Source organism: Nocardia sp. NPDC004151, assembly GCF_042874235.1.
Classification (GTDB): Bacteria; Actinomycetota; Actinomycetes; order Mycobacteriales; family Mycobacteriaceae; genus Nocardia.
Window position 1 is genome coordinate 12,812 of sequence record NZ_JBIAMR010000025.1, and the last position, 13,783, is coordinate 26,594.

A 13,783-nucleotide genomic window follows, 5' to 3' on the forward strand; every position below is an offset into this window, starting at 1 on the left:
ACCAGCTCAGCTCTGACTTCGGCCGCCCAGCACCTCACGGAACAGGGCTTGCCGGAGCGCGAGCTCACGCGGATCGCTCCACAGGTGAAATCCGTACCTGTTGGTCACATACGCGAATCCGATCCCGGTGTCCGGATCGGCCATCCCGAACGACCCTCCGGCGCCGGGTGTTCCGAACGCCCGATCCGACGATCCGAAAGTGAACGTCGGAAACGGCTTCATGAAGCCGAGCGAGAACTGCGAATCGCAATACAGAACCTGGTCGCGCAGGCCCTTGACCGGCGGCGCGGCGGGGTTGATCAGCGCATCGAGAATGTCCGGCGCCAAACCGATTTCCGCACCGCCGGTGGCCGCGCACCCATAGAGAGCGGCAATAGCCCGGGCCGTGCCGATTCCGTTCGCGGCCGGCATCTCGACGGTGCGGGTCTCCTCGTGATTGAGATCGTCGAACTCCCGAACACCCGGTGTTGTGAACGCTCGCGCGGCCAGGCTGCGCGGATTGAGCAGCCCGAGCACGAACCGCGGCGGCATCGTATTGAGGTGCAGCATCGCCTCGTAGCGCGACCAGGCGTGCAATCGCGCCACCCGGTCCCGATCCACCGAATCCGGCAACCCGATATGGAAATCGAGGCCCAGCGGCGCGGCTACCTCCTCGGCGAAGTACCGCCCCAGCGTCCTCCCGTCAGGATCGGCATGCCGTATCAACTCGGATTCGTACCAGCCCAACGTAACCGCGTGATACCCGTGCCGCTCCCCCACCGGCCACGCCGGAGCCTGGGCCGCGATCTTCGCCGACAACCGCCCCGGATCAATCAGATCCGCCAAGGTCAATGCCCGGTCGAGAACGGGTAGCCCCGCCTGATGCGACAACAACGCCCGCACCGTCACCGAGCCCTTCCCCGCCTGCCCGAACTCCGGCCAGTACTCCGCCACCTTCGTGTCATAGGAGATCAGCCCCCGCGACGCCGCCACCGCGACCGCCAGCGACGAAACCCCCTTCGAGGTCGAGCACACCGTAACCATCGTGTCCCGCTCCCACGGCGCCTCACTGACCCCGTCTCGATACCCACCCCACAGATCGACGACCTTCACGCCACCCTGATACACCGAAACCGCCGCCCCGATCTCTCGCCCGCTGCACATGGTGCGGCGAAAGACATCGGCAACCTTCCCGAACCCCTCGTCGACCTCCCCCGAGATCAGCTCGGGCGGCACCTTGACGCTGAGAACCATGGCTCACTCCGTCGCAGGCTCGGCGAACCCCCCGCCTCGATCCGATGGTAGACCCGCGCTACCGCACGCCCCCCACGCCCCCCTCTACTCCCGCCGCAGGTAGGGGCCGTAGGGGACCAGTACCGTCGACTTGGTCGCCAGATGGTCCCCGACAATACGAAAGCGGCCCGGAACCAATAGGTTCCGGGCCGCTCCGTTAGTAGCGGGGACAGGATTTGAACCTGCGACCTCTGGGTTATGAGCCCAGCGAGCTACCGAGCTGCTCCACCCCGCGTCGGGTGAAGACAACCGTACACAGGGGGCCTGCGATACACCTAATCCGCTGATCAGGGCATGTTTTCAGGCATCGCCGGGGCCGCAGGCCAATCCCTCCTTGTTGCGGTCGGGGTTGTGGCGGTCGCGTTTGCCGTGGATGGGGAGGGAGGTGAGGCCACCGCGCATCGTTACACCCCGATCGAGGACACTCCGCAAGAGTGCATTGCTCGAAAACGTTTGTCGCAGAACATGTTCCGGCAAATCGAACTGGGCCGTCGGTATATGAACGCGGCAGCTCCGAGAGCCTCTCGCGGACAGTGAAATTCATGATCGGCTCCGAATCATGGTGCGCCGGGCCGATGGCCGGATGGCTCGCGCCAGATGCGAGAAAGGCCCGGAACCAGGAGGTTCCGGGCCGTTCTCGTAGTAGCGGGGACAGGATTTGAACCTGCGACCTCTGGGTTATGAGCCCAGCGAGCTACCGAGCTGCTCCACCCCGCGTCGGGTAATGACAACCGTACACAGGGGCAGAGGCTGCGCCTAATCGGCTCGTCAGGGGCTGTTTTCAGGCCGGAGTCGGGGTGGGGTGCAGGGGCTCGGGGGTGGCCGCGGGGGCGGAGCGGTCGGTGGTGGTGAGGTGGCGGGCGACGAGCATGAGGGCGAAAGCCGTGAGGAGCATGGCGACCAGGACGGCGATCGAGGTCCAGAACATGGTGTCGTACAGGGCGATGTCGGCGCGGATGACGGCACGGCGGGCGAAGGTCATCGGGGCGATGTCCTCGAAGGGACGGAACGCGGGAGGGGTTGTGCCCGCGGGGAATACACCGCCGAAGGTGAAGATCTGGAACATATAGAAGGCGAAAGCGGCGATCGAGCCGGTGACGCGGCCGAACACCACGATGAACAATTGCGTGGTGACCGCGGCCACCGCGCCGACCAAGACGATCACGGCCGCCATGACCGGCCACTGCTCGGGCGACCAGCCCGCCGAACTGCCGTAGCCGGCGGCCAGCGCGGTCAGGGCGATGACACCGGCCGCGCCGACCGCGGAGCCCCGCAGCAGAGGTACGGCGGTGCGTCGCCAGGGGGTGCGGCCGGTCGCGGCTCCACGCCACGGGCGCACCAGCATCCAGAGCACGATGGCGGCCAGGAACGCGCCCATGACCACCAAGACCGGGCCCGCGCCGCGGGCGATCTCCTTGTGGCTGCGGTCGCCGCCGCGGACCAGTTGGCTCGGCTCCTGGTTGCGGACGTCCATGGTGACGGGCTGGGCGATCACGTCGGCGGAGGCCGTGGTGTCGGTGATGTGGGGGGCGGCGGAGGCGCCGTCGCGGAGGCCGGTGTCGAGTTGGGTGGCGCCGTCGTCCAATTGGGTGACGCCGGAGCGGAGTTCGTGGCCGCCGTCGGCGAGTTGGCGCAGGCCGGTGGAGAGTTCGGTGGCGCCCGCGCCGAGTTGGACCGCGCCGTCGCGGAGTTGGGTGGAGCCGTCGGCCAGGGCGAGGACGCCGGCGCGGTATTCGGCCTTGGGGTCGGTGAGCTGGCGGGCCAGTTCCTTGGTGCCGTCCCGCAATTGGGTGAGCTGGCCGACCAGGGAATCGGGGTCGCCGGGGCGCTGGCCGATCAAACCCTTCAGCTGGGTGGCGGCGTCGGCCACGGACGGATCGGGGTTCTTGCTCAGCTCGTCGAGCAGCGGGGTCAGCTGCGTCGCGAGCTTTCCGGCGGGTTCGACCACGTCGAGCAGGGGCGTGATGATCTGGTCGACGCCGTCGCGGATCTGGGTCGCGCCGGTGCCGAGCTGGTCGGTGCCGGAAACCAGCTCGTGGGCGCCGTCGGCGAGTTGCACGGTGCCGGTGTGGAGTTCGCGGGTGCCCGCGACCAGTTGGGAAGCGCCGGTGGCGGCCTCGTCGAGACCGGTCGAGAGTTGCCCGGAGCCGTCGGCCAGCTGAGCGGTGCCCTGCGCCAACTGGGTCGCGCCCTTCGACGCGTCACCGATGCCCGCGCCGAGACTGTTGACGCCGACCAGGATCTGCGAGGCGTAGCTGCGGCCGATGGTGGCGGCGATCTGATTCTGGGCGTCGGCGATCACGCTATTGGCGACGGCCGGGCCGAGGGTGCCGTTGAAGTCGTTGTACCAGACCGCGATTCGGGCGCGCTGCGGCACAGGATCGGTCACGCTCAGCACACTGCGAGTGAAATCCGCTGGGATGACGACCGAGAACGCGTAGCGGCTCTCGCGCAGGCCCTGCACGGCTTCGGCGCTGCTGACCCGATGGAACTGCAGCTCACCGCCGGACACCAGGGTGTCGAGAATCTCGGTCCCCATGTTCTGGGCCTTGCCGTCGGAGACGCCGCCCACATCGTCGCTGGCGACCGCCACCGGGATCCGCTTCAGATACAGCTCCGGGTCCCACATGATCCACATGTAGACCGCTGAGATGAGCGTCGGCACCACCAGGAACAGCACCACCAGGACCCGAAGCGGACCCGAGGCCCGGCGCGTCCGGAGCAGCTCGCCGATGCGTGCGCGAATGGATGTCGATCTGTCTGCCACGGCGAAACCCCGATGCTGCCCAGTGAAACGTTCGAGCCAAAGCTAGTTGGTCGCTCGTCCAGTATGTGGGGATTCGGGGAAATTGTCCTGCCGAGTCAGCGAATCGCGTCCACCACCAACGCGGTCGTGTTATCAGTGCCGCCGCGCGCGAGCGCCGTACCGACCAGACCCTCCGCGACCTGACCCACCGAGGAACCCTGCGCCAGGATCGATTTGATGAGCGGCATGCCCAGCTGCTTGCCCACCCCGTCACTGCACAACAGCAGCCGCCCCGCGCTCGACCCGGTGGAGGCGCGCCCGATATCGCCGGGGCGCACCGTGCGCACCGACGTGGTCACCAGATGCCTCATGCCGGGCAGCGGATCGTGCCCGCGCGCCCGGAAGTACTCGGCCACCGTGTGATCGGTGGTCATGCGGTGCAGGACACGGCCGTTCCAGCGGTAGGCCCGGCAGTCGCCGACCCACGCGACATCGCACGGACCGTCCGGCTGCCCCCGATTCGGCAGCACTGCGACCACCAGCACACAGTCGGCGGCCGACTCGGGTAGCTCGTCCACCAATCCCTTTTGCGCCGCCAGGATCGCAGCCTGCGCGCCCTCCGTGACCGCCACCTTCGCCGCGATCGAGGCCGCCAGCCGTGCCGCCCGGGCCGCCGCCAGATGATCACCGACCCCGTCGGCCACCACGAAAGCGCTGCGCCCACTCCGCGTATCCGTGAACGTGGCGAAGGCGTCCGCGTTGACGGTCCGACGCCCCAGTCGGGTCACCCCCAATCCCGCCACCCGGACGAGCAGCGCGCCGGCATCGGCTTCTTCCACCTCGATGGCTTCGGTGTGCACGACCCGACCTCCTGGGACTCGGTCTCACGGGGTGCTGACGACCAGCACTACCCATTCAACGGGCGAAACCCCTGCTCCGCTCCCGAATTGCCTGTGGGCTTGCTGAGGAACCGCCGAACCGACCCCGCGTATTCAGTGCTACGCCCTGTAACGGATACCATCGCATCCGTGGCCAAGCTCAAGGTTTCCGTAGACGTCCCGATCCCGCCCGACCAGGCCTGGTCGCACGCCTCCGACCTGCCCGAACTGGACAAGTGGCTGACCCTGCACGAAGGCTGGCGCGGACCGATCCCCGACGACCTCACGCCCGGCACCCGGCTCATCGGCGTCGCCACCGTCAAGGGCTTCCGCAACCGGGTCACCTGGACGGTCAAGACCGCCGAACCCCCGAACCGCCTGATCCTCAACGGTTCCGGAATCGGCGGCACCAAATTCGGCATCGAACTGCGCGTGGCATCGAGTTCGACCGGCTCGCAGGTCACCGCGCACTTCGAACTGGGCGGCGCACCCCTGTTCGGGCCCATCGGCTCGGCGGTCGCGCGCGCCCTGCGCGGAGACGTCGAACGGTCCCTGGAACGCTTCGTCCAGCTCTACGGCTGAATATCGCTCGGCGGCAGGGGAATTCAACGCCCGAAGGAGTCGGCGCACTATTCCTTCCGATCAGAAACCACGAATTCCCCTCCACTGACAAGCACAAATTGTAAATACGGAAACAGCGATCGCATGTCTAGAATTCAGCCATGCAGGTGCATACCCAACAATTGCGCTGCCTCATGACGGTCGCCGAGGAGAAGAGTTTCGCGAGCGCCGCGCAGCAGCTGTGCATTTCCCAGCAGAGCGTGAACGCGCAAATGAGGCAGCTGGAGCGGGCACTGGACATCGTCCTGTTCGCCCGCACCACACCCGCCATCGAGATGACGGCGGCCGGTTCGGCGTTCCTGCGGGAGATCGACCGAATCGACGACCTGGACACGGCGATCGAACGCGCCCGCGACATCCAGCACGCGGAGCAGGATCGTCTGGTCCTGGGGACCCTCGAAGGCGCGGCGCTGACCCTCACCGAACCGATCCTCGACGCGTTCCAGCAGCGCCATCCCGGGGTCACCGTGCAGCAGCGGCAGTCCAGCTTCGACGACCCGACCGCCGGACTGCGTGATGGCGCGGTGGATATCGCCCTCGTCCGGCGCCCCTTCGCCGACAAGGGGATTCACTGCGAAACCCTGTTCACCGAACCCTTGATGGTCATGCTCCCCACCGACCATCGGCTCGCCGACCGCGCACAGGTCCACGTGGGCGACCTCGTCGACGAGACCATCATCGGCGCGTCCTCCAAGGACCCGGAATGGAACGCCTTCTGGGAACTGGACGCCTACCGCGACGCTCCGGCAGCGATCACCCACCGCACCGCGTCGGCGCTGGAATCCCAGTACAAGGTGCCCCTGGGCCTGGGCATCGTGGTCACTGTGGCCGCCGCACGCTGGCTGCCGTTCCCGGGGATCCGACTGGTGCCGATCGTCGGCGCCGCCCCGAGTGAGGTCGCGGTCGGCTGGCGCGCATCGGGTGAGAGCGCCCTGGTGCGCTCCTTCGTCGACGTGGCCACGAATATTCGAGACACCCGCCACGACCTGGTCGACCCGCTGCAGCGCCCCGACTTCACCGACCGGACGATGCCGTTCCGCCCGTGAACGTGGATCACCTAGGCAACCTGAGGACAATTCGCCCTCTCGGCCGGCGTTCTTCCCGTGTTTCAAGAGAGCGGATTGTCTATCGACGCATCAATTGATGCCGCGTTGGACGCGTACGGCCGAGGGCGACATCGCATATTGCCTGCTCGGCCAACAGCTTTCACTGAACGCAGTCGATGGGGTGGCACCGTTGTGTAGCGCCACCCCCATCGACTCACTTCGAGACCCGATCCAGTGTGCGATGCGCTCCAGGCCGGGGTTGTCCGCAAGGACCGACTTGATCGGCTGCGCCCAAGCGGGTATCCGGGCCGACCGGAATGTCGGGCCCGGCCGGATACAAATGTGAATGTGAGCCCTTCAACTCACACCGAAGACGCTATCCAGGAACGGATTCAGAGAGAAGTCACTCTTTCCGATCCACCCACAAGCACGAATTGTTGGTCATTACAGGCGCATTCGGTCGCCGATCGGCGCGACCGGCACCCTGGTGGCGCGCATGATCGCGATCAGCCGTTCCAGGTCCGCAATGCGCTTGCGGAGCCGCCTGTTCTCCTCGGAAAGGCGCTCGCAGCCACTCGATTCGCCCACGCCCGCTTCGCTTTCCGCCTGCCTGATCCACAGGCGCAGCGCTTCATGATGCACGCCGAGTTCGGCGGCCATCCCGCGGAAGGTCGGCTTGGGATCGGACTCCCGGTACAGCCGGACGGCCTGCGCCCGCAGCGCATCGGGGTATTTTCGGGGTGGCGCCACGGGCGAGCTCCTCTCTAGCTGATGACGAGAAACGTTAGCTCACAAGGGAACCCGGGTGAAACCATGATTTCGGGATCGTTCACAAGCGAAGGCTGTCAATCACGCCGACTCGCGGACTCCACAGCCGAGAGCACGGCAGCCACGGCATCTCAGCGGTTACCCGGTCATCGACCCTGACCGCCGCGAGTCCGGCGGCCGCCAGTTCACCGGCAACTTCGCCGATCTGATCGGCCTGACCTCGGTAGTCCAGGACCAGTGGACCCAATTCCACATGCAGATGGAGATTGGGAATTAGAGCACTCATCGGCTCGCTCCCATACTTTCCGGACCGACACCGAACACTACCTGACCTGCGATCTCTCGATAAATCAATTCTTATTGCCGATTGTCACGTCCGACTTGTCAATCGCGGCAACGATTGACAGATCAGCCTTGTGAATAAACCCGAGATTCTGATTTTTCTTGTCTCCCTTGGTGTTCTAGCGTAATCACGGCATTCGGGCGCGAATACGAAGCCCCGAACACTCCCATTCAATGCCGTTTTGCCGGAGGAGTACATCCATGAAGCCCAGCCTCGTGCGAGCGTCCGTCGTCACGTCCCTGGCGCTGCTGCCGCTCGGTCTCGCCGCCGGCCCCGCCCAGGCGGATCCGCAGGCTCCGACGACCATCGACTTCCAGTGCCAGGCCAAGCCCCCGATCGGAGAAGCGCAGACCTTCACGATGGCGCTGGGGGTATCGGGCGCCGCACCGAGCGCCGCGAGTGTCGGTGACGCGGTGGCGATTACGCTCACGCCGGCCGCCCAGCAGGTCCCCGGCTCGGTCTCGGGCCATGCCCTCCGCAGCCTGCGCGGATTCAAGCTGTTCATGCCGGTTCCCACGAACTCGACGTATGTGTCGAGCACGGTGTCCGGCGGCACGGTCGCCGCGACGGTCGGACAGTCCGGGGGCCGGCTCACCCTCGACGCTCCCGGCACCGCCGCGGCCGGATCCGATTTCACCCTGCCCGCGGTGACCGTGAACGTCACCGCCTCCGCGGCCGGGACCATCACCAGCACTCTCGCGGGCACCAGTTTCGACGACCCGGGTCTCACCTTCACCGCATCGGTGGATTCGGGCACCATCCTCGGCGCGGTGGACGTGCCGGTGAAGTGCTATCCCGGTTCCGCGCCGACCCTGACCCACACCACGGTGTCGGCCGGTAACCCGGGCGGCAACCCCGGTGGCACACCGGGCAGCAACTCCGGATCCGGCAACAGCAACTCGGGGTCGTCACGTCTGCCGGGCCTCGCGGCCCTCACCGGTTCCGCCGGGTCCTAGGCGAAACCCGACACCGCGAAAGAACGTGCGAGCCGATAGATCCCGGCTCGCATACGGCCCCACCGCAGCGGGGGCCTGTCGAGCATCGCCGGCCACCGGTTCTTCTCCCACAGCCGGATCGGCCGGCGGTGCTCGACGCATCGGACGGAGTTCCGAAATCCCGTCAATGACAAAGGACATCCCCATGACACACGCAACCGCCCGCGCCGCCGTCGGCGCGGCCGCCACCGTCGCCCTCGGCGCCGTGACGCTGCTCGGTTCCGCCGCCGCCGGCGCGGCCCCGACGACGATCAACTGGGACAACGGCTCGAGCCACTACACCCGGACGGTGAGCAATACGACTCCGCAGGTGGGCGAGAAGATCACCGTCAGCACCAAGATCGAGCGGACCGGCTCCGGCGACGAGAAGATCAACTGGTTCAAGGACTTCCACGACGCGTGCCTCACCTATGTCACAAATTCGGCGAAGCTGACCGACACCAGCGGCGAACACCCGGTCGAGCCCTTCCTGGAAATCACGTCCGACTTCATCGCGGCTGATTTCATGGCCACCAGCTACCAGGTGGTCGCGAAGCCGGGCAACGTCTCATCGCCCGTGTTCAGCGCCCAGTACACGGTCGGCGCCGACTGCGAGCAGGACGTGGAGCTCGACTCCGGTATCGAATACCTGTCGAGCGCGGGGAAGGCCACCTTCACCGACAAGGGGCCCTCGATCACCGTTACGAAGAAGACGGCCACGTCGTCCACCACCACGCTGGCTCCGGTGACCGGCGCTGTAGCCGGTAAGGCGGTCACCCTGACCGCGACCGTCGCCCCGGCCCAGGCCGGAGGCTCGATCACGTTCAAGGACGGCGGCACCGTCATCGGCACCGGCCAGGTCGGCAGCACCGGCAAGGCGACCGTCCAGTGGACCCCCGCCACCGCGGGCCAGCACACCGTTACCGCCGAATACTCCGGTTCGAACGGCACGTCCGGTTCCCAGGCGACCGCGAGCGTCACTGTCGCGTCCTCGGGCGGAACGGGAGGCACCGGCGGTACAGGTAGCGCGGACAGCATTCTCGGCAGCCTCGGCTCCCTGCTCGGCGGCACCGGGTCCAGCCAGTAGCCACGACCCCGCCGGCTGAACACGGAGCGGCCCGGAACCACACGGTTCCGGGCCGCTTTCCTGTCTGGTTCCCAGCTACGAGAACGTCGGCGATGAGATACGTCCGAGCCTCACGGAGGCGACCGCTCCGCCCGGGCCGATCGCCACAGCCGGTGGCATGATCCAGCCGCGGACTACGCCGTCCCGCGACAGCGGCTCCGACGGCGACTTGGTCGCCGGGCGGCCGACACGGTAGCAGCTCAATTCGCCGGCAGGCGTTACCGATTCGGCCGCCGGCAACGGGCTCGGCCCATCCGGGCAACGATCCAGGGGCGCCCGGCGGACCTGAACCCCTTGGGGTCCGGCAAGTCCCGGCATCGGACACGGCGTCCTCCCCCGGACACGGATCGAGCCGCACCCGGTGGCCGGGTGCGGCTCGAACTACTCAGGAAGCGCGCCTACTTGAGCTTGCGGCAGTAGAGAGCGTCCGGGTGGCCGTGCCGGGAGTTGGCCCAGGAGAAGCCGATGCCCGCGGCGTACTCGTCGGAGTTGCACTGACCCTTGTAGTGGTTGGCAGCGTAGTCTCCGCCTTCGCCGGAGGCTGGGCGGTTGTCGCCCTGGTCGTCCCACACGGTGCGACCCGCGCCGGCGAGAGGGATGCGGCCGGGGACGCACAGGATAGCGGACATGCCGTCACCGTTCAGGCTGTAGCCGATCATGAACTGCCCGTTCTGGCACTGGTACTTGGTGAAGCCGTTGGCCCAGTCGGTGTCCACCCGCTCCTCGTTCACCTTGTTCGCGAGCGTGCCGGGCTTCCACAGGTCGCCCTCGTTCGAGTCCGTGCACAGGCCTCGCCTGCCCGTCGCGCTGATCCCGATCAGGCGCTGGTCATCGGGGCACACCATTTTCGTTGCGCCGGAATCCCAATCGTTGCCGGCCCGCAGCGACGCGTTGTGGTCGGAGTTGGTGCCGTAGAGCATCGACCAGGTGCGCACGGGCGAGACCTGCCCGGACTTGCCCTTCTCGCCCACCAGTCGACGGAAGTACCCTCCGCGCCAGTCACCGCCGTTGGAGGTGACGCTGCTCAGGTTGCCGTCGGCGGCGTAACGCAGCAATCCCCAGTTGTCGCCTTGATCCGGGGTCTGGTACCCGACCATCGGCCAGTAGGCCCAGTCCAGGTCGCGGCTGATCAAGTAGTCGACCATGTTCGCGAACCAGGCTTTGTCCTGGTCGGTGGCCTGGGTTCCGACGCCGAACTCACTGACCCACACCGGTGCGGTGAAATGCTTGTCGGGGGTGGTGGCCACGTATCCGGCCAGCTCGTCCATCGACCGGAACAGGTCATCGCGCGACATTTCGCGGAAGCGGGTGTCGTGGGTTTCGCCCAGGCCGGTCGCGCCGGTGTGGTTCGGGCCGATGTAGCCGTAGAAATGCGCGCTGTACACGACCTTGTGTGAGCGGGTGAGCGTCGAGCTCAGCCAGCTCTGCGGCTTCAGCATGGGGCGTTCGTGCGGGAACAGGTCGGAGGGAATTCCGGTCCAGTTCAGGCCCTCGATCATGATGAGCAGATTCGGGTTGGCGGTGGTCAGGATTCGATCACCGGCCTGGCGGGAGGCCGCCTCCCAGTCCTGGTTGTCGCCCCAGCCCACATTGGGGTCGTTCCAGGTGGTCCGCCGGATCTCGTTGCGCAGGTCCGCGCCGATGACCCCCGGGTTGCTCTTGTACCGGGCGGCCATGAACGCCCAGTCGTCCACCCATTTGCCGGTGTCCTGGCCCGAATTCCAGAATTCGTTGCCGTCGTTCGAGCAGCACCATTTGGTCGTGGTGGTGTGGTTGTTGAGGATGACGCCGAGCCCGGCATCGGTCAACGCCCGCACCGCCCGGTCGTACACCTCGAGCGGCTTGAGGCCATTGAGCGAGGGATTGGCGGTCAGGCCCCGCACCGGCCGGTCGTCGGAGATCATCTCGTTCGAGAACGGCAACCGGACACTGTTCAGCCCCAGCGCCTTGAAGTCCTTGACCAGCTTGTCCATCGAGACGCGCTCCAAGCCGAGCGGCGCGCGATGCCCGACCTCGCCGCCCTGGTTGTTGGCCGGGTCCTCGTCGTCGCCGCTGCCGTTCCAGGTTCCACTGGAGCCGTGCCAGTTGCCGGATTGCAGCTTGACCCGGTTCCCGTTCGCGTCGACGATATAGCGCCCACGGGTGCTGAGCGGGCCTTTCAGATCCGATCCCCCTGAGCCTGAGCCTCCACACCCGGCAGATCCGCTGAAAAGGCATGGCCAAGCTTCGCTGGTAGGCGCGAAATACATCCCCAGGGCCAGCAGCATCGCGGAGACCAGGGTGAACGCCGACAGCGCCTCCCACCTCGGCCGCCGCTGAAAACGGTGTTCAGTCAACGTCATTCGAGTTCCTCATCCGAAGGTCCAACCGCGTGCTACTTGCTGGAACCGGTCCCGAGCAGCGAACCGAGGCTGCCGGTGGAGACGCCGCCCCCCCCGTCACTGTCCTTGGCGACAGTGATGAACGGGCCGTAGCTGTTGTAATCGCCCTTGCCGAGCGAACCCAGATAGGACGTGCCGCTCGACAGCGGCGTACCGCGGGTGCAGCTCGCGCCGACCGTGTACTGGGCGGTGAAGGTGACCGGGGCGGCGGCCTTGACGAATACGCGATAGCTGGTGGCCATGAAATCTCCCGCGATGAAGCCGGGCCTGATCTCGAGATACGGCTCGACACCCTTCGCACCGGTACCGTCGTCGAGCTTGGCCGAGTCGCTGACGTAGGTCAGGCACGCGTCGTGGAAGTCCTTGACCCAGTTGAGCTGGAGGTCAGGGCTGGTGCTGCGCTCGAACTTGGTGGTGACCGTGATGGTGTCGCCAACCTTCGGCGAAGCGTCGCTGACGGTGCGGGTGACGCTCGCGACGCGGTCGGTCCACGTCACGGAATCGGGTGCGGCGTGGGCCGTGCCGGTGCTCAGCAGGGTCAAGGCCGCCGCGGCGGTCGCGGCGCCGACAGCGATACCGTGCCGAGTTGCTCGGTGTGTCATTGAATTTCCTTCGGACGCAATACGGTTGATCGGAACGTCGAACCGGGTGCGGCCGACTCATCGGCAGAACTGTAGGACGATGTCGTTTCACAGAGAAACGCTGTTTTCGGGTGGATCCACAGGTTTTGCTTGTCAAACCATCTCGCCAGGTCAGAACCCTGATTCAGGCCATTACGGGTATTTCCGATCCCCATTTCGTGGCCGATGAATTCGCCGGCTGCGGCTCGGCCACTAGAATCTGGGCATTCGCACAGGATGCCCGGATGCCTGTGCGCCGAACAGGGTTGGGGAGGCATGGGCGGCCCCGCGCGCGAGCAACCGCGACAGGAACGCAGCCGACTGCGGCGCGAGGCGCTGGTTCGCGCGGCGCTGGAGTTGATCGCCGAGCAAGGACCCGCGGCGGTGACCCATCGAAAGGTGGCCGCCCGCGCCGAGTTGCCCGGCGCGACGACCGGATACTTCTTCGCCTCCGTCCAGGATCTGATCGACGAGGCGCTTGCGCTACAGGTCCGGGACCGCATCGCCGAATTCGGGCCGATGTTCGAGAAAGCCCTCGCCGAACGCCCCACCCTCGACGAGCTGCTGCGGCTCATCGCGGTCACCGCGGCTCGATCCCGCACCGCGGTGATCGCGCAGTTCCAGCTGTACCTGGACGCCGGGCGGCGACCGGAACTCGAGGGTCCCGTCACCGAGGCGCTCGAACAGTTCGAAGCCCTCGCCGCGCGCGTGCTGCGCGTCTGCGGGGCCGTCGACCCAGAGGAGGCGGCGGGGCAGATCGTGGCCATGATCGACGGCTTCCTGCTGCACCGCCTCGGCCGTCCGCGTACCCGGGCGGTCGAAGCCGATTCCCTGCATCAGGCGTTGCGCGCGCTGACGCTGTCACATCTCGCCGGGCCCGAACGCGACGCGGCCGACCGGCTGCTGCAGCGACGCGTCGGGGCGGAACTCTAGTAGCTCCCCGAAACCCCAGCGGCGCAGCGAATCACCAAAAAATCCTGCACAAACGCACAGATTCCAAAAATCTGT

Annotated in this window: 11 protein-coding genes and 2 tRNA genes; 5 read left to right on the forward strand and 8 right to left on the reverse strand. The window is 66.8% G+C overall.

Annotated features, from left to right (window positions below; genetic code table 11):
- Positions 1-6 precede the first annotated feature (6 nt).
- The 5 genes from ACFYTS_RS34780 to ACFYTS_RS34800 all read right to left on the reverse strand — a co-directional run bounded on the left by ACFYTS_RS34780 (position 7) and on the right by ACFYTS_RS34800 (position 4,878).
- Positions 7-1,233 (reverse strand): serine hydrolase domain-containing protein, encoded by a 1,227-nt coding sequence (locus ACFYTS_RS34780; protein ID WP_387309509.1) that lies wholly within the window; start codon positions 1,231-1,233, stop codon positions 7-9.
- 200 nt (positions 1,234-1,433) lie between these two features.
- Positions 1,434-1,507 (reverse strand) — tRNA-Met (locus ACFYTS_RS34785).
- Positions 1,508-1,915: 408 nt separating this feature from the next.
- A tRNA-Met gene (locus tag ACFYTS_RS34790) sits at positions 1,916-1,989 on the reverse strand.
- Between the two features lie 64 nt (positions 1,990-2,053).
- Positions 2,054-4,039 carry a YhgE/Pip family protein gene (locus ACFYTS_RS34795; RefSeq protein WP_387309510.1) on the reverse strand — a complete coding sequence of 662 codons (1,986 nt, stop codon included), beginning with the start codon at positions 4,037-4,039 and terminating at the stop codon, positions 2,054-2,056.
- A 95-nt stretch (positions 4,040-4,134) separates the two neighbouring features.
- Positions 4,135-4,878: a PP2C family protein-serine/threonine phosphatase gene (locus ACFYTS_RS34800; RefSeq protein ID WP_387309511.1), complete on the reverse strand. Its 744-nt coding sequence runs from the start codon at positions 4,876-4,878 to the stop codon at positions 4,135-4,137.
- Positions 4,879-5,046: 168 nt separating this feature from the next.
- Between ACFYTS_RS34800 and ACFYTS_RS34805 the strand changes: the two genes are divergently transcribed.
- Positions 5,047-5,478, forward strand: coding sequence for an SRPBCC family protein (locus ACFYTS_RS34805; protein ID WP_387309512.1), 432 nt, complete (start codon positions 5,047-5,049; stop codon positions 5,476-5,478).
- Between the two features lie 140 nt (positions 5,479-5,618).
- Positions 5,619-6,563 carry a LysR family transcriptional regulator gene (locus ACFYTS_RS34810; protein WP_387309513.1) on the forward strand — a complete coding sequence of 315 codons (945 nt, stop codon included), beginning with the start codon at positions 5,619-5,621 and terminating at the stop codon, positions 6,561-6,563.
- Between the two features lie 444 nt (positions 6,564-7,007).
- Here the strand turns inward: ACFYTS_RS34810 and ACFYTS_RS34815 are convergent, their stop codons facing one another.
- Positions 7,008-7,313: a transposase gene (locus tag ACFYTS_RS34815; protein WP_387309514.1), complete on the reverse strand. Its 306-nt coding sequence runs from the start codon at positions 7,311-7,313 to the stop codon at positions 7,008-7,010.
- Between the two features lie 561 nt (positions 7,314-7,874).
- On the opposite strand from ACFYTS_RS34815, the gene ACFYTS_RS34820 reads away from it, so the two are divergent.
- Together ACFYTS_RS34820 and ACFYTS_RS34825 are read left to right on the forward strand one after the other, a co-directional pair.
- A complete protein-coding gene (locus ACFYTS_RS34820; RefSeq protein WP_387309515.1) occupies positions 7,875-8,630 on the forward strand; it encodes a hypothetical protein in 756 nt (251 codons plus the stop codon).
- A 184-nt stretch (positions 8,631-8,814) separates the two neighbouring features.
- Positions 8,815-9,735 (forward strand): Ig-like domain-containing protein, encoded by a 921-nt coding sequence (locus ACFYTS_RS34825; RefSeq protein WP_387309516.1) that lies wholly within the window; start codon positions 8,815-8,817, stop codon positions 9,733-9,735.
- A gap of 437 nt (positions 9,736-10,172) precedes the next feature.
- On the opposite strand, the gene ACFYTS_RS34830 is transcribed toward ACFYTS_RS34825, so the two are convergent.
- Positions 10,173-12,116, reverse strand: coding sequence for a glycoside hydrolase family 5 protein (locus ACFYTS_RS34830; RefSeq protein WP_387309517.1), 1,944 nt, complete (start codon positions 12,114-12,116; stop codon positions 10,173-10,175).
- Between the two features lie 32 nt (positions 12,117-12,148).
- Positions 12,149-12,757 carry a hypothetical protein gene (locus tag ACFYTS_RS34835; RefSeq protein WP_387309518.1) on the reverse strand — a complete coding sequence of 203 codons (609 nt, stop codon included), beginning with the start codon at positions 12,755-12,757 and terminating at the stop codon, positions 12,149-12,151.
- A 294-nt stretch (positions 12,758-13,051) separates the two neighbouring features.
- Between ACFYTS_RS34835 and ACFYTS_RS34840 the strand changes: the two genes are divergently transcribed.
- Entirely contained in the window at positions 13,052-13,708 is a 657-nt protein-coding gene (locus ACFYTS_RS34840) for a TetR/AcrR family transcriptional regulator (RefSeq protein WP_387309519.1), read from the forward strand.
- Positions 13,709-13,783: the final 75 nt, after the last annotated feature.